Here is an 18,508-nt window from a genome sequence, read left to right as displayed (position 1 = left end):
AGCGCGGAGGAGGGCGAGGCGCGCTATGCCTCGGAATATCTGGTGGAATTCGACACGACCACGCCGGGGGCCTATTACGGCGGGCTGTTGGGTGAGGCCGAGCGGGACGGGCGGATCGGCCGGGTGCCGCACGACCCGGCGCTGAAGGTCGACACCGCCTGGGACCTGGGCATCGACGACTATACGGCGATCTGGTTCTTCCAGCAGGTCGGACGCGAAGTCCGCGCCATCGACTATTTCGAGACCGGCGGCGAGGGGCTGGATGCGATCGTGCGCCGGGCGCTGGGCGACAAGCCCTATGTCTACGGAACCCACCACCTGCCGCATGACGTGAAGGTGCGCGAGCTGGGGGCGGCGGGGCGCTCGCGGCTGGAGACCCTGGAGGGGCTGGGCGTGCGGCCGATCTCGGTGGGGTCGGCGATGGATCCGCAGGAGCGGATCAACGCCGGGCGACTGATGATCCCGATGACCTGGTTCGACGCGCGCGCCTGCGCCGACGGGCTGGAGCGGCTGCGCGGCTATCGCTGGCGCTGGCGGCGCGAGACCGGCAGCTATGGCGGGCCGCTGCACGACGCGGCCAGCCACGGCGCCGACGCCTTCGGCGAATTCGCGGCCAACCGCGGCGGCGGGGCGCAGTCGCGACGGGCCGAGCGGCCGCGGTCGATCGCGCCGCTGAGCTGGATGGGCTGAGGGCCGGGCCGGCGGGGGCCATTAACCCGACCTTGGCGAACAGCGATCATAGTCCTGACCGATGGGGTCCAAGATGTTCGACGCCTGGTTTGACGAACGCTTTGTGGCCGCGGGGCAGCGGAGCCGCATGTTCACGCCGGTGCGGGTAGGCTTCGGCATGCTGATCGCCGGCCTGATCGCCATGAGCGTCGATGCCTGGGTCGCGGGGATCTGGCTGGCGGTGGTGCTGGCGGCGGAGATCCCGTTCGCCCTGGTCGTCTGGCCGCTGCGGCCCGGCGCGCCGCTCAGTCGTGCGCGGGCCTGGGCCTGTTTCGCCGCCTTCGCCCTGACGGTCGCGGCCTGGACCCCGGCCGGGGCGATCATGTGGCTTTCGGAGAATCCGGCCTGCCAGCTCGCGGGGGCGGCGTGTTTCGCCGGCCAGCTGCTCTATATCGAGACCCACTATGGACGCTCGCTGGGCACCCTGTTGCCCGCCGCTCCGGCGCTGGTGGTCACGGCGGTGATCCCGCTGGTGGTCCCGCACTATACCGGCGTGGACCAGATCCTGGTCGTGACCACGATGCTGGCGATCGTCGGCCACGCCCTGGTGAGCATCTGGATCGGCCTGAGGGAGGCGCGCGAACTTATGTTCGCCAATGCCGCCATGGCGCAGGCCAAGGAGGAGGCCGAGATGGCCAGCCGCGCCAAGAGCGCCTTCCTGGCGACCATGAGCCACGAGATCCGCACGCCGCTGAACGGGGTGCTGGGCATGGCCCAGGCGATCGCCGCTCAGCCCCGGCTGCCCGGGGCGGTGCGCGAGCAGGTGGCGGTGGTGCGCGAGTCTGGCCGCGCCCTGCTGGCGATCCTCAACGACATCCTGGATCTGTCGCGGGTGGAGGCCGGCAAGCTGGAGCTGGAGGCCATCGCCTTCGACATCGGCGAGCTGGCCGACAGCGCGCTCAGGACCTTCGAGCCGTTGGCGCAGGCCAAGGGGCTGGCGCTGAAGCTGTCGGTCGCCGGCGACGCCGAGGGGGTCTATGAGGGCGACCCGACGCGGGTGCGCCAGATCCTCTACAACCTGATCTCCAACGCGCTGAAGTTCACCGAGGCCGGGCGGATCGAGATCCGCGTGACGCGGGACCAACAGACGGGGGACCAACAGACGGGAGACCAACAGACGGGGGACGGCGATGGGTTGCGGGTGGACGTTACCGACACCGGCGTCGGCATCGAAGCCGAAGCCCTGACGCGGTTGTTTTCCAAGTTCGAGCAGGCCGACGCCTCGACCACCCGGCGCTATGGCGGGGCGGGGCTGGGACTGTCGATCTGCCGCGAGCTGGCCGAGCTGATGGGGGGCTCGATCACCGCGGTGAGTTCGCCGGGGGCGGGCGCGGTGTTCACGGTGCGGCTGCCGATGCCGCGCCTGGGCGATGCGTCGAGCGCCCCGGCCGCCACCGTGGCGGCGGCGGACCCGGGACCGCGCCGCTCGCTGCGGGTGCTGGCGGCGGAGGACAATGCGGTCAACCAGCTGGTGCTGCGGACCCTGCTGGCGCAGGTGGATGTGGCGGCGAGCTTCGTCGAGGACGGCCAGGCCTGCGTCGCGGCCTGGCGGCGCGAGCCCTGGGACCTGATCTTCATGGACGTGCAGATGCCGGTGATGGACGGGCCGACCGCCACCCGGGCGATCCGCGACGCCGAGCGCGCCGAAGGCCGGGCGCGGACCCCGATCGTGGCGCTCACCGCCAACGCCATGCCCCACCAGATCGCCGAATACCTGGCCGCCGGCATGGACGGCCACGTGGCCAAACCGATCGAGGCCGCCGAGCTGTTCGCCGCGCTCCACCTGGCCGAGCCGCGGGATGACGAGGCCTCCGCCGCCGCGTGAGGGCGGGGTCAGGGGGTGGGGGCAAACGTTCGCAGTTTGTTCTTGACTGCGGAATTCGTTTTCGCTAGAATATTGTCAGCGTCGATTGCCGCGCCCGCCGCCCTGTTGGGAGGCTCAGGCGCGCCGCCGCATCCTGCCCTGCCGAGGATCCGACATGCCGCTTTCCAGCGAACCCTTCAGCGTGCCCGATCCCCTGGCGGCCGCTTGGGACGACATGGTTCGCAGGAACCGCCTGCTGCAGCATGAGAACCATCCGGCGCCGGGGGTGTCCAAGGCGCCGTTCCGGCCCGTTGCTCCTGACGACCGCCTGCCGACGGATTTGTGGCAGAGGGCGCGCTCCTGGCAGGTCGCCAACGGGGCCTTCCCGGCTTTGGGAGCTCCGGCGCCGGCGGGCTTCGTCAGGCCTGGCGGGCCAGTCTCCACAACTTCAGCGCGGGTTCCACCGAGCGGACCGCTGACCGGCCGCCTGGGGACGGCGGCGAGAGTGGCGCGCGCGTTGAATACAATCGCCAGCGCACCGAACACCTCAGCAAAGGTCAGCGAAGACCGAGTGAGCGGAACACTTGTGCGCGGGCCGGCAGGTGATGTCCGGGCGCGGGGCCGGATCGCTGGACTGTACCGCGTCGGGGCAGGCGGCACGCTTGATCCGCCGACCGGGCGTCCGGAAATTTCTGTGTCTGGGCTCAAAGGCGAAGGGATTGACCTTCCGTCCCAAGTCCGGTTCTACAACACCGCGACCGGTGAACTCGATGTCGACCTGTCTGGTTCGATCAGGGTGGGTCCTCTGAGGGTTGGCAAAGGTGTCTATGTGATTGGCGCTCCAGACGCCGCCAAGCGCAAGTAAGTTCCGTATTCGTTCTTGTCGAACTGACCGCCGTTTGGTAGCTTCGCCACGCCGTGGCCTTGCGCCGCGGTTCGGAGGAACGGGTCGATGACCGGGAGACTGCGAGCGATGGCCTGGCTCGCATTGGCCGGGCTGGCTGCGGTCTATGTCTGGCTGCTCCTGGCCGATCTCAGGTTCGTCGGTTACCCGCTGCCGCCCTTCAATGTCTTCATCTGGGTTCTTGTCGTGCTGCCCTGGCTGTTGGGCATGGCGTTGCCGGGCGGCGCCTGGCTGCTGCTGGCCGCGCGCAGGGTTGGCGGCGGATATTGGATGTGGCGGTGGTGGTGTGGCGGGCTGGTCGTGGGCCTGTCTCTCTGGGGTTTGGTGAGCGATATTGCCTTTAGAGCCAACGGTGAGGTTATCGACCTGTCAACCGATCACCCCTGGCTGCGGCACGTCCTGATGGTCGCTGCCATGGGCCCTGCGTGGGTTCTCTCGGGACGCTGGCGCCCGACTTAGTTCGCATTTTGTTCTTGACGGCGGAATTCGTTTTCGCTAGGATATTGTCAGCGTTGATTGCTGCGCCCGGGGCCTGAGGGTCTCGGGGCCGGATCGGGGTTTCAGTCCGCTTTTGCAAGGTCCCGCTTGAGGGGCCGCCTCCACCCGCCGGGCTCGCTCGCGCGGGCGCTTCATTTTGACACCTTCACGGGAGCCTTTGCCTTGTCCGACGACGAGATCCTTGCCGAGGCCCGTGAGGCGTTCGAGCTGGCCGCCGACGCGGAAGCCGAGAACCGGCGCGACGCGCTGGACGACCTGCGGTTCGCCCGGCTGGGCGAGCAGTGGCCGGCGGCGATCCAGCGCGAGCGCGACCTGGACGGGCGGCCCTGCCTGACCATCAACCGGCTGCCGGCGTTCATCCGCCAGGTGGTCAATGACGCCAGGCAGAACAAGCCGGCGATCGTCGTCCATCCGGTGGACGACCGCGCCGACCCGCCGACCGCCGAGGTGTTCAACGGCCTGATCCGGCACATCGAGCAGAGCTCGGACGCCGAGGTCGCCTATGACACGGCGCTGGATTTCGCGGTGACCGGCGGGTTCGGCTATTTCCGGATCAACACCCGCTATGCCAATGACGACGGGTTCGACCAGGACCTGGTGGTGGAGCGGGTGGCCAACCCGTTCTCGATCTACGGCGATCCGGACGGGACGGCGGCAGACTCGTCGGACTGGAACTCGGCGTTCGTGGTGGACACCCTGCCCAAGGCCGCGTTCGAGGCGCGCTGGAAGGGCGCCGAGCCGGTGGACTGGGCCGCGGACAGCTATGCCTCGCTGACCGGGCCGTGGCTGGAGGGCGACCGGGTGATGGTGGCCGAGCACTGGCGGCGCGAGGCGCTGCAGCGGACCATCCTGGCGCTGTCCGATGGCCAGGTGGTCGAGCCGGCGGTCTATGTGGCTCAGAAGGCGATGTTCGACGCCCTGGGGGTCAAGGTGGTGGGCCGGCCGCGCCGTGTCGCCAGCCACCGGGTGACGCAGCGGATCCTCACCGGCGCCGAGGTGCTGGAGACGGTCGAGTGGGCGGGGCGCTACATCCCCATCGTGCCGGTCTATGGCGAAGAGCTGCATGTGGACGGCCGGCGGCGGCTGCGCGGGCTGGTGCGCGACGCCAAGGACCCGCAGCGGATGTTCAACTACTGGCGGACCACGTCGACGGAGCTGGTGGCGCTGGCGCCCAAGACCCCGTTCATCGGCCGCAGGGGCGCGTTCGAGACCGACAGCGCCAAGTGGGCGACGGCCAACACCCAGACCCACGCCTATATCGAATATGACGGTCCCGAGCCGCCGCAGCGCCAACCCTTCGCCAGCGCCCCGGCCGGCGCGCTGCAGGAGGCGATGAACGCCTCGGACGACATGAAGGCGATCATGGGCCTGTTCGACGCAAGCCTTGGCGCGCGGTCCAACGAGACCTCCGGCCGGGCGATCCTGATGCGGCAGCGGGAGGGCGACGTCTCGACCTTCCACTTCGTGGATAACCTGAACCGGGCGATGCGCCACGCCGGTCGGATCCTGCTGGACCTGATCCCCAAGGTCTATGGCGCGCCCCGGGTGGTGCGGATCCTGGGAGCCGACGGGCAGGCGCGGGCCGTGCCGGTGAACCAGCCGGCGCAAGCCCCCGACCCGACGGGCCAGATCCGCGAGATCGAGAAGATCTACGACCTGACGGTGGGCAAGTACGACCTGACGGTGCGCTCGGGGCCGAGCTTCACCAGCCGGCGGGAGGAAGCGGCCAGCGAGATGCTGGAACTGATTCGCGCCTATCCGGCCGCGGCGCCGGTGATCGGAGACCTGCTGGCCAAGAACCTCGACTGGCCGGGCGCCGAGGAAGTGGCCCAGCGGCTGCGCGCCCTGCTGCCGCCCCGGGCGCAGGGCGCCTCGCCGGAGGCCGAGGCCGCGCAGGCGCAGATGGCCGCTCTGGCCCAGGCGCTGAACGCGGCCAAGGCGCAGATCGCGGCGCTGAGGCAGGACCGCAGCCACGCGGCCCGCAAGCTGGAGATCGACGCCTTCGAGGCCGAGACCAACCGGCTGAAGGCTGTGCGGGGGTAGACCCCAGGGCCTCGCCCGCGGGGCCATCCGCTTCGCCAACGCCTCCGACCGGGGCATGCCACCCCACAGCCCAACCCTGCGCTGAGCGCGAAAGGACACCATGGACAAGCAATACGCCGCTATCACCGACGCGGACGACTTCGCGCCCGCCCAGCTGCTGGCCGGAGCCCCTGACGCCGAGGCAGGCCAGCCGGAGGCGGATGAGCCGGACGAAGATCAGGAGCGCGACGACAGCTTCGAGATCGAGATGGACGGCAAGGTTCACACCCTCCCCGCCGCCCTGAAGGGCGCCTTCCTGCGGCAGGCGGACTATACCCGCAAGACCCAGGAGCTGGCCGAACACCGCCGCGCGGTAGCGGCCGAGCGGGCCGAGGTGGCGGCGCAGGCGCATTCCGCCGGACAGATCAGCAGCGGCCAGGCGCAGCTGGCCGCGCTGGACCATCAGCTCGCGAGCTTTCGCGGCCTCGACTGGCAGGCCTGCGAGGCTGAGGATCCGCAGGGCGTCCAGGCGCTGTGGGACCGGTTCCAGGGGATGGCCGAGGCGCGCGAGCGGCTGGCCGAGACGCTGAGCCATCACGCGGCACGGGGCGAATTGCAGGCGGCCCAAGAGACGGCCGCGAAGATGGCGCAGGCCGGGCGGACCCTGGCCCAGGAGATCGAGGGCTGGTCGCCGGAGGTGGCCGGCAAGCTGATCGACTACGCCAAGGCGTTCGGGGTGACCCACGACGAGCTGGCGCGGACGGCTGACCCCAGGCTGTGGAAGGTGCTGCACAAGGCCTGGCAGGCCGACCAGGCCAGCCGGGACGAGGGCGCGGCGAGCGCCGTGGCCAGGGCCCAGGCGGTGCGCCCGGCGGTGACCGTCGCCGGCGCGGCGACCGGCGGCGGCGGCGTGCGCGACGAACTCGCCACGAAGGAGTGGATGAAGCGGCGCAACGCGCTGGTGTGGAAGGGGAGGTAGTCCCCCGCACCCGACCCCGACAACATCCGACCAGCTCTCCGCCAAACGGGTGACCGCGGACGGCCGAGATCAACTGGGCGCGACCGTTTGAGACCTATCCCGCCGCCGCCGGCTGACCCCGGCCGCATCCGAGCACGCGCGTCCGCGCCTCGGAGGCTTTCGCGCGGCGGCAATCCCACAACCCCATTCCGAAAGGACCAGACAGATGGCCAATGCCTTCCTGACGCCGACCGCGGTGACGCGCGAGGCGCTGCGCGTGCTGCACCAGAAGCTCAATTTCGTGGGCTCGATCACGCGCGAATACGACGACAGCTTCGCCCGCCAGGGCGCCAAGATCGGCGACACCCTGAAGGTGCGCCTGCCCAACCAGTACCCGGTGCGGACAGGGGCGGCGCTGTCCACCGGGACCCTGCTCGACACCACCGAAGCCTCGGTGGACCTGAAGGTGCAGACCCAGAAGGGCGTCGACCTGAACTTCACCTCGGTCGACCTGACCATGAACCTGGACGATTTCACCGACCGGATTCTCGAGCCGGCGATGAGCGTGCTGGCGGCCAACATCGAGGCCGACGCCATGAGCATGTACAAGGACGTCTACAATCAGGCCGACAACCAGGGCCTGCCGGCGACCTTCACCAAGGTGCTGCAGGGCCGCAAGATCCTGGTGGACAACCTGGCGCCGCTGAACGCGCGGACCTGCAACCTGAACACCCAAGACAACGTCGATCTGGTCGATGCGCTGAAGGGCCTGTTCAACGACCAGGGGACGATCGGCAAGCAGAACCGTGAGGGCTTCATGGGCCGCACCGCCGGCTTCGACTTCATGGAGAACACCCTGTGGCCGTCGCATACCCGCGGCGCGGCAAACGGCGCCTACACCACCAGCACCCTGGTCGGCGCCCTGCCACTGGTGGCCACGCCGGTGACGGCGGTCACGGTGGCGACCGGGGCGGGCACGGCCCTGCGCGGTGACGTGTTCACCGTCGCCGGCGTGTTCCGGGTGCATCCGGAGACCAAGCAGTCGACCGGCGTCCTGCAGCAGTTCGCGGTGGCGGCCGACTATGCCGGCGGCGCGGGTTCGCTCAGCCTGACCCCGTCGATCGTGATGGCGGGGGCCTATCAGAACGTGATCGTGCCGGTCCCGTCGGCCACGGCGGCCCTGGTGTTCCCGGGCGCGGCCTCGACCCCCTATGGCATCTCCATGGCCTACCAGAAGGGGGCGTTCGCCTTCGCCACGGCCGACATGGTGATGCCGCGCGGCGTCGACTTCGCCGCGCGCGAGGTGTTCGACGGGGTGTCGATGCGGATCGTGCGCCAGTACGACATCAATTCTGACAAGTTTCCTTGTCGCCTGGATGTCCTCTATGGATTCAAGACCTTGAGGCCCCAGTTGGCCTGCCGCCTGGCCAACCGCTAGGGGCGACCGAACCTCAGTTCCGTAGGCTGGCGTGTTCCTGAAGTCCTCTCCCCCTTGCGGGGAGAGGGTTTGGGAGTGGGGGTGTCAGCGCCACGCCAACCCATGCTCCTTGGCGTCTTGGCGAGCCTGCGACCTCGCAGCCCGCACCCCCACCCCCGACCCCTCCCCGCAAGGGGGAGGGGAGCAGTTCGAACTGAACGTTGGCTTCCCATCACTGACGCCCCGGGCGGCCGTTTGTCGGCCGCCCGGACCATTTTCCCCAAATTTCAATTGAGGCGCCGATGGCGATCACGACCTATGCCGAGTTGCAGGCGGCGGCGGCCAACTGGCTGGTGCGCGGCGACCTGACGGCGCGCGTGGCGGAGTTCATCGACCTGGCGGAGGCCCGGCTGAACCGGGTGCTGAGGGCCCGGCTGGCGGAAACCGAGGTCGCGATGAGCGCGACCGTCGGTGTACGGATGATCCCGCTGCCGGCGGCATTCGCCGAGCCGTTGGCGCTGTGGCTGGTCAGCGGCGGCGAGCGTCAGCCGCTGCGGTTCGCCGAGCCCCGGCTGATGGCGGTGTCGAGCACGCCGGGCCGGCCGTGCGCCTGGGGGATCGACGGAGGGAACCTGGCGTTCGAGCGGCCGTGCGACGCGGCCTATGGCCTGGTCTTGCGGATGCTGACGAAGTTCTCGCTGTCGGACACAGCGCCGACCAACAGCCTGCTGACCGACCATCCCGACGCCTATCTGTTCGCCACCCTGTGCGAGGCCGCGCCGTTCCTGCGCGACGCCGATCTGGCCGGCGCCTACGAGGCCCGGCTGGACCGCGCCATCGCCGAGATCAACGCCAAGGACGCGCGTGCGCGGGCGCCGCGGACGCTGGTCCCCGACACGCCGCGCCGCGCGGCCGCCACCTTCGACATCACAAGGGGATATTAGATGCTCTCGCCCATCGGTCCGGCGATCCCGGACGCCCTGCGCGCCGTGCTGACCTCGTTCCACGACGCCTTGCTGGCCCTGGAGACCCCGGCCGCGCCGAAGCCGGTGTTCGCCGTGGCCCAGGCCGGCCTGCCGCCGGCGGCCAGCTATCCGCAGTGCGTGGCGCTGGTCACCGACCTGAACATCCTGGCCCATTGCGACGGGGTTCACTGGATCCGCCAGGACACCGGCGCGGTGATCGTCTGATGCCGTCGTCCTGGTCCGCCTCGCTGCGCTTTGAGCTGCAGTTCACCGGCGAGAACATCAACCTGTGGGGCGACAAGCTGAACGCCGTGCTGGCCCACGCCGACTATGCGGTGGCGGGATTCCTCACCAAGCCGCTGACCGGCAATGTGGCGCTGGCCACCGCCAACGCCGGCGACGACGAGGCGCGCGCGGCGATGCTGAAGTTCACCGGCGCGGGGCCCTTCACCGTGACCCTGCCGTCGGTGAGCAAGGTCTATCTGGTGTGGAACGCCTGCGCCGCGGCGGTGACCCTGACCACCGGGGCCGGGGCCACGGTGAGCGTCGACGCCGGCGACATCGTCCAGGTGGCCTGCGACGGGGCCAATGTGAAGACCCCCGGATACGGCGGGATCTCGATCAAGGACTGGGTGGCCGCCACCGCCTGGACCTACAACGCAGGCGCCCTGCCGGCGCAGGCGGGAAACGCCGGCAAGTTCGTCAAGACCGATGGCGTCACCGCCAGCTGGCAGGCGGTGGCCAGCACCGACCTTTCCGACAACGCAGCCTTCCTCGGGCGGGCCGTGGCGCTCGCCGTGGTTCTTTAGGAGACACCGAATGCCCGGCACAGCCAACTCGATCATCACCCCGCAGACGCCGAAGTCGAACACGGTGGTCTGCACCACGGCCAACACCACCTATGGGGCCTCGCCGACCAACACCCAGAAGGTGGCCACGGCCGGCGCCAACGGGGCGCGGCTGACCAAGCTGCGGGCCATCCCGCAGGCGACGGTGGGCGCGACGCAACTGCAGGAGTTCCGCTCGCTGGACGCGGGCGCGACCAAGCGGTTCTGCAACTCCGCCCTGATGGCCGCCTACACCATGGCCCAGACCACGGCGGCCCCGGTCACCGACTTCGGCTACTCCGACGACAACCCCAAGATCCTGAGCGCCGCGGAGGAGCTGCATGTGGCCGTGGGCGTCACCGGCACGGTGACCTTCGAAGCCGAATGGCAGGACTACTGATGCCCAGTCCCGGACGACTGCGAGGCCTGGTCGGGCAACGGATGGCGGGCAGGGCGGTGAGGAGCCAGGTGGTCGGTCTGTATTCCAAGCTAGCAGGCTCCGGCGCCATCACGGCGCCGTCCTTTCCGACCGTGGCCGAAGTCTGGCTGATCGGTGCCGGTGGTGGTGGACACACAGGCGGGGGGTTCGGTGGGGATGGCGGCGGCGCGGCGTACAAGAGGTTTCGATGCGCTCCTGGGGTCTTGCTGCCGTACAGCACCGGAGTTGGTGGAGTCGGCGGCGGTAGCCCGACATTCGGCGGCGCGACCTCTGTCACTCTTCCAAACGGTATAGTCGTCATTGCTACCGGCGGTGGCCCAGGAAACGGGAGCCATGTTGGTGGTCTCGGCCAAAATGGCGACGTCAATCGATCAGGAGGCGCGGGCAGTCTGACGAACGGAGCTGCCGGGGAATTCGGCGGAGCCGGGGGTACCGCCGGCGGCGGGGGCGGCGGCGCTGGCTTCGGCGATATCGGATATCCGTTGGGCGGTGCGGGAGGCAACGGCAACCTTTCCGGTAACACGCCCGGCGGTGGCGGTGGCAATGCGAGCGGAAATGGCGCAGACGGGCAACTCGTGATCGCCTTCACCCGACTTCAGTAGGCTTACGCGCCCGCAGGGTGATTCTGAACTCGCGGGCGATGTTATTTTGCGTTGAGAGCAGGCGATTCAATTCCTCAAGTGACAGTGTTCCCGCTGTGAATTGTCCGAAATAGGGCTGATCGATCACGGTCTCAGTTGCCACAATCTCAAAATCTACTCCGGTGTAGTGCGCTAACGGCGAATTTGCCCCGCCATTGGCCTTCCATTCGTCGTTGAGCCTTCGATCAAACAGAGAAAGAACCTTTGGGCTGATGACCCTCACATGAGTTGGATCGCCAATGAAATTATCATGTCGGGGATGTGGGACATGGATGAGTATCCGACAGTCCGGCGCGCACACCCGGTAGAGTTCCTGCATCATCGCGAGGAACACCTTAGGATCTCCACCCATGTGTTCAAGAGAATGCACAAAGCGCACCTCGTCAACGCTATCCGACGGCCAAGGCCAAGGCGTTGTCTCTAGGTCAATCACCTCATCCGGCGAACAAGCAGCCATTGCATCAACGTTTACATAACCGGGCATTCGGTTGTGACCGCAGCCCATGTTCAGCTTCAACACTTGCCTACAGCCCCGCCGTCGCTTCCCGCAGGGTCTCTTCGGTCCATTTGGCGAGGCTCTTGCCGGCGAGTTCGGCGGCCAGGGCGGCCTTGGCGTGCACCTCGGGTGCGACCCGGACCATGATCTGGCCGGAATAGGGTTTCTGGGGCGGCTTGCCGACCTTCGCGCAGGTTTCCAGGTAGTCATCCACGGCCTCGCGGAACGCTTCGCGCAGGCCATCGACGGTGTCGGCGTGAAAGCCCACGCCGTCCCCCAGGCCGGCGACCCGGCCGAAGAAGACGCCGTCATCGTCGTCGTATTCGACGCAGGCCACGTAGCCCTTGAAGCTCATCGCGCTCATGCGGCCGTTCTAGCCTCATCGCGCGGCCCAGCCAAACGGAGCCTCCTATGCGCATTCCCCTCGACCTGCCGCCGGGGCTGAACGGCGATGACACCAGTTTCGCAGGGGGCGGGCGGTGGGCGGACGGGTCCAATGTGCGGTTCCGGCTGGGGCGGGCGCAGACGATCGGCGGCTGGGAGAGCCTGATGGCGCCCGGCCTGACCGGCGTCTGCCGATCGGTGTTTGCCTGGACCGACAACGCCGCGGCGCTGAACATCGCCTTCGGGACCCATTCGCGGCTGCAGCTGTGGCAGGGCGGGGCGCTCTATGACATCACGCCGGCGTCGGGGTTTGTGGCCGGGGCGATCGACGGGGCGGGGAGCGCGGGGTACGGCACAGGGGCCTTTGGCATGGGCGGCTTTGGGCTGCCCTCGACCACCGACTATTTCCCGCTGACCTGGTCGTTCGGAGCCTGGGGCCAGAACCTGCTGGCCAGTCCGCGCAACCAGACGATCTTCGCCTGGGCCAACGGCACAGGGGCGCCGGCCGCGCCGCTGGCGGGCGCGCCGGCCAATCTAACCTATATGCTCGTGGCGCCCCTGAGCGGCGGCTATCAGGTGTTCGCGCTGGGCTGCAACGAGGAGGTCTCGGGGGTCTTCAACCCGCTGTGCATCCGCCACTCCGCGATCCGCAATCACACCCAATGGAGCACCACGGCGCCCGGGTCGACGGCGCGGGAATATGTGCTGACCGGCGGCGGGCGGATCGTCGCGGGGCGGATGTGCGGACCCTATCTGCTGGTCTGGACCAGCGACGCCCTGTTCCTGGGGAGCTTTGTCGGATCGCTGAACCAGCCGTGGCGGTTCGACCGGGTGGGGCGCAACTGCGGCCTGATCGGGCCGAACGCGGCGGTGGTGGTGGGCCAGACGGCGTTCTGGGTCAGCCCCGACCGACAGTTCCATAGCTATGGGGTGGGCGGAGAACCCGGGCCGATCGGCTGCCCGATCCGCCAGGATTTCGCCGACCGGCTGGCGGCCAGCCAGGGCGACAAGGTGGTCGCCTCGTCCAACGGCGAATTTGCCGAGGTGCGCTTCGACTATCCCGACAGCCGCGACGGCTATGAGAACAGCCGCTACCTGGCGGTCTGTCTGAGCGGGCCGGACGCCGGCGCCTGGCACCGCGGCGTGATGGCGCGCACCGCCTTCATCGACGCCGGACCGTCGGCCTATCCGGTGGGGGTGACCCCCGGCGGCCAGGTGTTGCATCACGAGAAGGGCCATTCGGCCGACGGCCAGGCGTTCGCCTGGTTCATCGAGACGGCCGACAGCTACCTCGATCCCGAGAGCCTGCTGTTGGTCCGCGAGGTCTGGCCGGATTTCAAGGACCAGCTGGGGCCGGTGAGCGTCAGTCTCGCGGCGCGGCTGCACCCGCAGGGTACGGCGACCACGACAACAGCGCCGGCGATGGCGCCGGGAGACGCCAAGGCCGACATCCTGGCCTCGGGCCGGCTGTTCAGGGTGCGGTTTTCAGGCGCCAGCGCGCCCACCGCCTGCCGGATCGGCACGCCGACCTTCGACGTGGCGCGGACCGGGCGTCGGTGACCCCGCGCGACATCATCTCAATCACAGCGAAAGGACGCGCCCATGCCCATACCCACGCTCACGAGCTTCGGATTCGGCGGCGACTACAACAACCAGACCACCAAGACGTCCTCGACCGGCACCTTCAATAATACGCGCACGCCGATCGTGCCGGCTTGGGCCTCGAGCCTGACCCAGAACGTCGCGGGCCGGGTCGGCGACCTCTTGAACCTTGACCCCCAGAGCCTGGTCGCGCCGACCCAGGGCCTGCAGTCGCTGGCGGGCGGGCGGGCGCAGAGCCTGTCGGGGTCGCCGTGGAATTTCGACGGGGCGGCGGACCTGACGCGCGGGGCGGCCAACACCTCGTGGCTGGACGGCTACATGGGGGCTGGGACCCCGTTCGCGTCCGGCGGCAAGGCGCGCGACTATGTGGGAAACTACCTCAACCCGTACCTGCGAGATGTGGTGGATTCCACCTCGGCGGACCTGGACGCCCACGAAGGCCAGGTGCGTGCGCAGCAGGCGCTGGACCTGGCCGGCTCGGGCGCGTTCGGCGGCTCCGGCGCGGCACTGACCCAGAGCCTGACGGAAGGCGAGCTCGCCCGCGCCCGGGCCTCGACCCTGTCGGGGTTGCGCACGCAAGGCTACAACACAGCGCTGGGCGCGGCGGCCGGAGACGCCGAGCGGGCCACCCAGGCGCGGATCGCCAATGCACAGACCGCCCTGCAGGACCGCGCCCAGAAGGTCGGCTTCGGCTTTCAGGGCCAGCAGCAGCAACTGGCGGCCGGCGCCCAGCTGGCGGACCTGTCCAGCGCCTATGACGCCACCCAGCGGGGCAATATCGGAACCCAGGCCGGCCTTGGCGACACCTTCCGCGGCATCGACCAGCAGCAGCGCCAGGCGCCGGTCACATCGACCCAGCAGATCGTCGCCATGCTGAGCGGCCTGCCGATCAGCCTGTTCGTCGGTGAGAACCAGCAGGGGACCAGCACCCAGAACAGCACGCAGAACACCTCCGGCTTCAAGCTCTCCGGCTCGGCGGGCTTCACATGAAGGGCGGCGGGTCCGAACGCCTCGCCTCGGTCGAACAGCGGCTGAGCGATCACGAGGCTCGCTGCGAGGAGCGGCTGGGCGAGATCAAGGCCTCGGCGGCCGGGACGCTGAAGGCGGTCGAGGGGCTGAAGAGCCGGTTCTGGGCGATCGCGCTCTCGCTGCTGGCCTGGGCGATGGCGCAGGTCTGGGCCGGGAGCCAGGCGCGGGTGTCGCGGCTGGAGAGCGCGCGGCCGGCGATGGTCAGGGAGGTCGCCGATGCCGCCGCCCGCTGACGTGCGCTGGGAGATCCGCTGGCTCTGGCGGCGGATCTATACCTATGGGGTCACGGTGCTGAACAGCGTCGGAGTCGGCGCCGTCGTCTGGCGTCTGCACGACGCGCAGTCGCTGACGTGGCTGGGCCTGGCGCTGGTGGGCGCCAATGTGGTCACGGCCACCCTGTACCTGGCGGGCGCCACGGTCACCGACTGGGCCAAGCTCGCCCACGCCGCGCGCAGCGCCGCGGACTGACATAAATTTTCACAACAGGATCAAGGCTATGCCAACGCAACTTACAGCGCATTTCGCGCTGGAGGAGCTCGCCTGCACGCAGCATCGCGAGTTCGACAACACCCCGCCGCCGGACGCGGTGGGCAACCTGCGGCTGACCGCGGCGCGGATGGAGCAGGTGCGCCGCGCCCTGGGGGAGCGGGTGATCAGCGTCTCCTCCGGCTATCGGTCGCGGGCGCTCAACCGGGCGGTGGGCGGGGCGCGGACCTCGGCGCACCTGACCGGGCACGCAGTGGATTTCAACTGCTACGGCTTTGGCGACCCGCTGGCGGTCTGCCGGGTGCTGGCGGCCTCGGACATCGCCTTCGACCAGCTGATCGAGGAGGGGAGCTGGGTGCACATCAGCTTCGACCCGCGGCTGCGCCGCCAGGTGCTGACCCGGCGCGAGGGCGGCGGCTACGGCCTGGGGCTGGAGGCGTGACGCCGCGCCTGGTGCTGATGTTGGCCGCGTCGGGGAGCCTGCTCGCCGCCGGCGCGGGGCTCTATTGGAAGGGCCGTCACGACGACGCGGCGCGCCAGCGGCCGAAGATCGCGGCGGCGCAGGCTCGGGCCGCCGTGGCGGGCCTGGAGACCGAAGGCGCCCGCGACAGCGCCCGGCGGGTGGAACTGGTGATCCGCCAGCGCGAAGCCGCGGCCGGCGTCGTCGCCCAACTGACCCCCAAAGCCCTGACCTCGGAGGACGCCCATGCGCCGCTTGACCCTGATCGCGCTCTGCGCCTGCGCGACGCTGACCGCCAGCTGTGCCTCACAGCCCCCGGCCTGGCCGGTTGCGCCCCGGGTGGAGACGCCCGCTGAGGCCCAGCGGCCGTGCGCGATCTACCTGTTGCCGACGGCGCCCACCCAGGCCGACCTGGAGATCGGCTATGTGACGCGGGGCGCTCAGATCGTCGCCTGCAACGCGGCCCGGGCGCTGGCGGTGGGCACGCATGAGGCGGAGCATGGGCTGGCGGATCGGGTCACAAAGGCCGTGAAAGCGGCGCGGTGAGATCTCGCAGATAGGCGGAGATGTCGGGCGGCCAGGCGTCGATCAGGCTCATGAAGGCGGCCATGTCATTGGCGAAGAGGGCCCGGATCGCCTCTTCATAGCCAGGGCGGTCCCCGGCCAGGGCGGTCGCCACGCGGTACGCCGCCTCCTGCGCGTGACGCCTTGCATCGTCGCCGGCGCGCTCGCGCCGCGCCTGGTCCACCAGCCGCCGCAGCGCCGCCGAAGCTCCCCCGGGCTGGGCAGCGAGCCAGTCCCAGTGTCGGGGCAGGAGCGTCACCTCGCGCGCGACGACGCCGAGTTTGGGGCGACCTCGAACCGGCCTCGACTCCAGGGCTTCGCGCTCGGCCCGACCGGCGGCGGGGACGTCCCGTAGGCCGACGTCGGTCTCCAGACCCGTCGCGCTATCGAATATCAGGAGCGAGCTTTGCCCCTGTTGGCGCGCCGCCTGGGTGACCGATTCGAGATCTCCGCGCGCCAGCAACCGGTCGTCGAGAAACACAGCGAACTCCGCGGGCATGGATCTGTCCTCTCGGCGGCTCATCTTTTTGCCCGGGTGAAATATCAGCTTCGACCTGCCTCGGCCAGTCCGACAGGCCCCGGCGCGCGGCCTACGATGCCCCCATCAAGCGCCGCGCTCGCCTATCGGTTGAACGGGCCTTAGCGTAGCCGGACGGCCGCGACGCGGTGCAAATCTGATCTCGAAGTTCTGTATTCGTTCTTGATCGCGCGCGGCGCTCATCGTAGCCTGCTCAAAGACTAAAGCGGAGGGGTCGATGGGCTGGATGGCGTCCTGGGTGGCGGTGCAAGGTGCGTTGAAGGCCGAGATTTTCGACCATCTCGGATTGACCGAGACCGGGGATGAGACCTTCCCTGGAAGCCGTGGAGCTCCGCTTTCCTTTCGGGAATTCCCGGATCAATGGCTGGTGATCTTCAGTGAGGACTTCGATTGGGCGAGTGCGGAGGTGCTGCTTGAACTCTCTCGCTTCGGCCTGGCGCTGGCTTGTCAGTTCGAGGACAAGGTCGAGATGACGACCGTGCTGAGCGCGGCGCGCGACGGAGACACACTATGGCGAGTGTTCCATGACAGTGTGGGTTCAGGTCACCGGCTGGACGTCACGGGTGAACCGCCTGCCGCTTTTGCGGCGATTCGCGATGCTGCCCTCGCGCAGCAACGGAAAGCCGACGAAAACGGGGAGGGTGTCGACTTTCTATGTGAGGCGCCTCTGGAGCTGGCCAGGGCTGTGTGCGGCTATCGGCCAGATGAAGAGGAGGCGGCCTTCACCGTTCTTCGGCGGCGTGGCGCTTCCGCCCCCGCCGGCCGTGGCGGGCAGCTGAGTATTCTGGAAAGGCTGCTGGCGCCTTTCCGGTCGAAGGAGTCTCCAGCCTCCTGAAGCCGGAGTTCAACGACAAAGGCCCGCAGCTTGCGCCACGGGCCTTGCTTTGTAGTGGTGCCACGACAGGGATTCGAACCCTGGACCTCAGCCTTACCAAGGATGCGCTCTACCACTGAGCTATCGCGGCGAATGGCGAGGCGGGGCTATAGCCAACGCCGCGGGCCGCGTGAAGCCTTAATCCGCCGGCCGGTCCCTTGACGCGGCGGGCTGAGCGCCGCACCCCAGGGCCATGCCGCCAGCCGACAAACCTCCCAAGCCGCCGGGCGCCGAGCGCGAGGCCAAGCTGGCCCAGGCTCTGAGGGCCAACCTGCGGCGGCGCAAGGCGGGCCTGGGTGTGCCGGCTGCCAAGCCTGGCGACGGGAAGGCCGGCGAGGCGGGCTGAGCGGGCCTTTGCGCGGCGCGGCGCCGCACGCTAGATAGCGAACTTGGCCCGCAACCCGCGACTGTCTTGCGGCAGGCGGGGTCGTTTCGAAGGATTGGGATTGGATCGCATCGCCATCATCGGCGGCGCGCGGCTTGCGGGCGAAATCCCGATCAGCGGCGCCAAGAACTCGGCCATCAAGCTGATGGCGGCGAGCCTGCTGACCGACGAGACCCTGCGGCTGACCAACATGCCCCGGCTGGCCGACACCCGGTTCCTGGGCAAGCTGTTGCGGCGGCTGGGGACCGAGGTGGTCGAATCGGTTGGCGAGAATGGTCCCGAGACGCTGTTGCGCACGGCCGAGATCACCTCGGGGTTCGCGCCCTATGACCTGGTCCGCCAGATGCGCGCCTCGTTCAATGTGCTCGGGCCGCTGTTGGCGCGGACCGGACAGGCGAAGGTGTCGCTGCCCGGCGGCTGCACGATCGGCGCGCGGCCGGTGGACCTGCACCTGAAGGCGCTGGAGGCGCTGGGCGCGCGGATCGA

The 18,508-nt window shown here is 69.2% G+C and carries 23 protein-coding genes, 1 tRNA gene and 1 pseudogene; 21 read left to right on the top strand and 4 right to left on the bottom strand.

Annotated elements, in window-relative coordinates; all coding sequences use genetic code 11:
- The 11 genes from RMN86_RS17585 to RMN86_RS17535 all read left to right on the top strand — a co-directional run.
- Positions 1 to 690, top strand: a 690-nt coding sequence (locus tag RMN86_RS17585; protein WP_309607158.1) for a hypothetical protein, incomplete at its 5' end; no start/stop codon positions are given.
- Between the two features lie 73 nt (positions 691 to 763).
- The gene (locus RMN86_RS17580; RefSeq protein ID WP_309607157.1) at positions 764 to 2,554 is read left to right on the top strand and encodes an ATP-binding protein; all 1,791 of its coding nucleotides are present in this window, start codon (positions 764 to 766) and stop codon (positions 2,552 to 2,554) included.
- A 154-nt stretch (positions 2,555 to 2,708) separates the two neighbouring features.
- Positions 2,709 to 3,398 (top strand): hypothetical protein, encoded by a 690-nt coding sequence (locus RMN86_RS17575; protein WP_309607156.1) that lies wholly within the window; start codon positions 2,709 to 2,711, stop codon positions 3,396 to 3,398.
- Between the two features lie 108 nt (positions 3,399 to 3,506).
- Entirely contained in the window at positions 3,507 to 3,896 is a 390-nt protein-coding gene (locus RMN86_RS17570) for a hypothetical protein (protein ID WP_309607155.1), read from the top strand.
- Between the two features lie 201 nt (positions 3,897 to 4,097).
- Positions 4,098 to 5,978, top strand: coding sequence for a portal protein (locus RMN86_RS17565; RefSeq protein ID WP_309607154.1), 1,881 nt, complete (start codon positions 4,098 to 4,100; stop codon positions 5,976 to 5,978).
- 100 nt (positions 5,979 to 6,078) lie between these two features.
- Positions 6,079 to 6,936 carry a hypothetical protein gene (locus tag RMN86_RS17560; RefSeq protein WP_309607153.1) on the top strand — a complete coding sequence of 286 codons (858 nt, stop codon included), beginning with the start codon at positions 6,079 to 6,081 and terminating at the stop codon, positions 6,934 to 6,936.
- 205 nt (positions 6,937 to 7,141) lie between these two features.
- Positions 7,142 to 8,353 (top strand): P22 phage major capsid protein family protein, encoded by a 1,212-nt coding sequence (locus RMN86_RS17555; protein ID WP_309607152.1) that lies wholly within the window; start codon positions 7,142 to 7,144, stop codon positions 8,351 to 8,353.
- A gap of 281 nt (positions 8,354 to 8,634) precedes the next feature.
- Positions 8,635 to 9,276 (top strand): hypothetical protein, encoded by a 642-nt coding sequence (locus RMN86_RS17550; RefSeq protein ID WP_309607151.1) that lies wholly within the window; start codon positions 8,635 to 8,637, stop codon positions 9,274 to 9,276.
- Positions 9,277 to 9,522 carry a hypothetical protein gene (locus RMN86_RS17545; protein WP_309607150.1) on the top strand — a complete coding sequence of 82 codons (246 nt, stop codon included), beginning with the start codon at positions 9,277 to 9,279 and terminating at the stop codon, positions 9,520 to 9,522.
- Entirely contained in the window at positions 9,522 to 10,106 is a 585-nt protein-coding gene (locus tag RMN86_RS17540) for a hypothetical protein (protein ID WP_309607149.1), read from the top strand. The genes RMN86_RS17545 and RMN86_RS17540 overlap by 1 nt, the downstream gene beginning before the upstream one ends.
- Positions 10,107 to 10,116: 10 nt before the next feature.
- Complete coding sequence (locus RMN86_RS17535; RefSeq protein ID WP_309607148.1) at positions 10,117 to 10,524, top strand: hypothetical protein; 408 nt, start codon at positions 10,117 to 10,119, stop codon at positions 10,522 to 10,524.
- A 624-nt stretch (positions 10,525 to 11,148) separates the two neighbouring features.
- Here the strand turns inward: RMN86_RS17535 and RMN86_RS17530 are convergent.
- Both RMN86_RS17530 and RMN86_RS17525 read right to left on the bottom strand, forming a co-directional pair.
- Positions 11,149 to 11,721, bottom strand: coding sequence for a hypothetical protein (locus tag RMN86_RS17530; protein WP_309607147.1), 573 nt, complete (start codon positions 11,719 to 11,721; stop codon positions 11,149 to 11,151).
- 7 nt (positions 11,722 to 11,728) lie between these two features.
- Positions 11,729 to 12,064: a type II toxin-antitoxin system HicB family antitoxin gene (locus RMN86_RS17525; protein WP_309607146.1), complete on the bottom strand. Its 336-nt coding sequence runs from the start codon at positions 12,062 to 12,064 to the stop codon at positions 11,729 to 11,731.
- Positions 12,065 to 12,111: 47 nt separating this feature from the next.
- Here RMN86_RS17525 and RMN86_RS17520 point away from each other — a divergent pair, with 47 nt between their 5' ends.
- The 7 genes from RMN86_RS17520 to RMN86_RS17490 are packed head-to-tail and all read left to right on the top strand — an operon-like array spanning position 12,112 to position 16,207.
- Positions 12,112 to 13,644 (top strand): hypothetical protein, encoded by a 1,533-nt coding sequence (locus RMN86_RS17520; protein WP_309607145.1) that lies wholly within the window; start codon positions 12,112 to 12,114, stop codon positions 13,642 to 13,644.
- 42 nt (positions 13,645 to 13,686) lie between these two features.
- The gene (locus RMN86_RS17515) at positions 13,687 to 14,676 is read left to right on the top strand and encodes a hypothetical protein (protein WP_309607144.1); all 990 of its coding nucleotides are present in this window, start codon (positions 13,687 to 13,689) and stop codon (positions 14,674 to 14,676) included.
- The gene (locus RMN86_RS17510) at positions 14,673 to 14,948 is read left to right on the top strand and encodes a hypothetical protein (protein WP_309607143.1); all 276 of its coding nucleotides are present in this window, start codon (positions 14,673 to 14,675) and stop codon (positions 14,946 to 14,948) included. The genes RMN86_RS17515 and RMN86_RS17510 overlap by 4 nt, the downstream gene beginning before the upstream one ends.
- On the top strand, positions 14,932 to 15,183 hold the full coding sequence (locus RMN86_RS17505) for a hypothetical protein (protein WP_309607142.1): 252 nt from the start codon (positions 14,932 to 14,934) through the stop codon (positions 15,181 to 15,183). Before RMN86_RS17510 ends, RMN86_RS17505 begins: the two co-directional genes overlap by 17 nt.
- Positions 15,184 to 15,211: 28 nt before the next feature.
- Positions 15,212 to 15,643 (top strand): D-Ala-D-Ala carboxypeptidase family metallohydrolase, encoded by a 432-nt coding sequence (locus tag RMN86_RS17500; protein ID WP_309607141.1) that lies wholly within the window; start codon positions 15,212 to 15,214, stop codon positions 15,641 to 15,643.
- Positions 15,640 to 16,017, top strand: a complete 378-nt coding sequence (locus tag RMN86_RS17495) for a hypothetical protein (RefSeq protein ID WP_309607140.1) — start codon at positions 15,640 to 15,642, stop codon at positions 16,015 to 16,017. The genes RMN86_RS17500 and RMN86_RS17495 overlap by 4 nt, the downstream gene beginning before the upstream one ends.
- Entirely contained in the window at positions 16,001 to 16,207 is a 207-nt protein-coding gene (locus tag RMN86_RS17490) for a hypothetical protein (RefSeq protein ID WP_309607139.1), read from the top strand. Before RMN86_RS17495 ends, RMN86_RS17490 begins: the two co-directional genes overlap by 17 nt.
- Here the strand turns inward: RMN86_RS17490 and RMN86_RS17485 are convergent.
- The gene (locus tag RMN86_RS17485) at positions 16,179 to 16,724 is read right to left on the bottom strand and encodes a DUF2239 family protein (protein WP_309607138.1); all 546 of its coding nucleotides are present in this window, start codon (positions 16,722 to 16,724) and stop codon (positions 16,179 to 16,181) included. The two genes, RMN86_RS17490 and RMN86_RS17485, sit on opposite strands and share 29 nt — an antisense overlap.
- Before the next feature lie 256 nt (positions 16,725 to 16,980).
- Here RMN86_RS17485 and RMN86_RS17480 point away from each other — a divergent pair, with 256 nt between their 5' ends.
- Positions 16,981 to 17,598 (top strand): hypothetical protein, encoded by a 618-nt coding sequence (locus RMN86_RS17480; protein ID WP_309607137.1) that lies wholly within the window; start codon positions 16,981 to 16,983, stop codon positions 17,596 to 17,598.
- A 55-nt stretch (positions 17,599 to 17,653) separates the two neighbouring features.
- On the opposite strand, the gene RMN86_RS17475 is transcribed toward RMN86_RS17480, so the two are convergent.
- Positions 17,654 to 17,728: transfer RNA gene (locus RMN86_RS17475), tRNA-Thr, on the bottom strand.
- A 102-nt stretch (positions 17,729 to 17,830) separates the two neighbouring features.
- Here RMN86_RS17475 and RMN86_RS17470 point away from each other — a divergent pair.
- Both RMN86_RS17470 and RMN86_RS17465 read left to right on the top strand, forming a co-directional pair.
- The gene (locus tag RMN86_RS17470) at positions 17,831 to 17,983 is read left to right on the top strand and encodes a hypothetical protein (RefSeq protein ID WP_309607136.1); all 153 of its coding nucleotides are present in this window, start codon (positions 17,831 to 17,833) and stop codon (positions 17,981 to 17,983) included.
- Positions 17,984 to 18,083: 100 nt separating this feature from the next.
- Positions 18,084 to 18,508, top strand: a pseudogene (locus RMN86_RS17465) (UDP-N-acetylglucosamine 1-carboxyvinyltransferase); the annotation flags it as partial.

This window comes from Phenylobacterium sp., from assembly GCF_031360265.1.
GTDB lineage: Bacteria > Pseudomonadota > Alphaproteobacteria > Caulobacterales > Caulobacteraceae > Phenylobacterium.
This window is presented reverse-complemented; position numbering and strand designations above follow the sequence as displayed.

Excerpts from the sequence above, each read along its gene's own strand:
- RMN86_RS17580 (WP_309607157.1), top strand. The coding sequence starts at position 764 with ATGTTCGACGCCTGGTTTGACGAACGCTTTGTGGCCGCGGGGCAGCGG.
- RMN86_RS17575 (WP_309607156.1), top strand. The coding sequence starts at position 2,709 with ATGCCGCTTTCCAGCGAACCCTTCAGCGTGCCCGATCCCCTGGCGGCC.
- RMN86_RS17570 (WP_309607155.1), top strand. The coding sequence starts at position 3,507 with ATGGCCTGGCTCGCATTGGCCGGGCTGGCTGCGGTCTATGTCTGGCTG.
- RMN86_RS17560 (WP_309607153.1), top strand. The coding sequence starts at position 6,079 with ATGGACAAGCAATACGCCGCTATCACCGACGCGGACGACTTCGCGCCC.
- RMN86_RS17555 (WP_309607152.1), top strand. The coding sequence starts at position 7,142 with ATGGCCAATGCCTTCCTGACGCCGACCGCGGTGACGCGCGAGGCGCTG.
- RMN86_RS17550 (WP_309607151.1), top strand. The coding sequence starts at position 8,635 with ATGGCGATCACGACCTATGCCGAGTTGCAGGCGGCGGCGGCCAACTGG.
- RMN86_RS17545 (WP_309607150.1), top strand. The coding sequence starts at position 9,277 with ATGCTCTCGCCCATCGGTCCGGCGATCCCGGACGCCCTGCGCGCCGTG.
- RMN86_RS17540 (WP_309607149.1), top strand. The coding sequence starts at position 9,522 with ATGCCGTCGTCCTGGTCCGCCTCGCTGCGCTTTGAGCTGCAGTTCACC.
- RMN86_RS17535 (WP_309607148.1), top strand. The coding sequence starts at position 10,117 with ATGCCCGGCACAGCCAACTCGATCATCACCCCGCAGACGCCGAAGTCG.
- RMN86_RS17525 (WP_309607146.1), bottom strand. The coding sequence starts at position 12,064 with ATGAGCGCGATGAGCTTCAAGGGCTACGTGGCCTGCGTCGAATACGAC.
- RMN86_RS17520 (WP_309607145.1), top strand. The coding sequence starts at position 12,112 with ATGCGCATTCCCCTCGACCTGCCGCCGGGGCTGAACGGCGATGACACC.
- RMN86_RS17515 (WP_309607144.1), top strand. The coding sequence starts at position 13,687 with ATGCCCATACCCACGCTCACGAGCTTCGGATTCGGCGGCGACTACAAC.
- RMN86_RS17510 (WP_309607143.1), top strand. The coding sequence starts at position 14,673 with ATGAAGGGCGGCGGGTCCGAACGCCTCGCCTCGGTCGAACAGCGGCTG.
- RMN86_RS17505 (WP_309607142.1), top strand. The coding sequence starts at position 14,932 with ATGCCGCCGCCCGCTGACGTGCGCTGGGAGATCCGCTGGCTCTGGCGG.
- RMN86_RS17500 (WP_309607141.1), top strand. The coding sequence starts at position 15,212 with ATGCCAACGCAACTTACAGCGCATTTCGCGCTGGAGGAGCTCGCCTGC.
- RMN86_RS17485 (WP_309607138.1), bottom strand. The coding sequence starts at position 16,724 with ATGCCCGCGGAGTTCGCTGTGTTTCTCGACGACCGGTTGCTGGCGCGC.
- RMN86_RS17480 (WP_309607137.1), top strand. The coding sequence starts at position 16,981 with ATGGGCTGGATGGCGTCCTGGGTGGCGGTGCAAGGTGCGTTGAAGGCC.
- RMN86_RS17470 (WP_309607136.1), top strand. The coding sequence starts at position 17,831 with ATGCCGCCAGCCGACAAACCTCCCAAGCCGCCGGGCGCCGAGCGCGAG.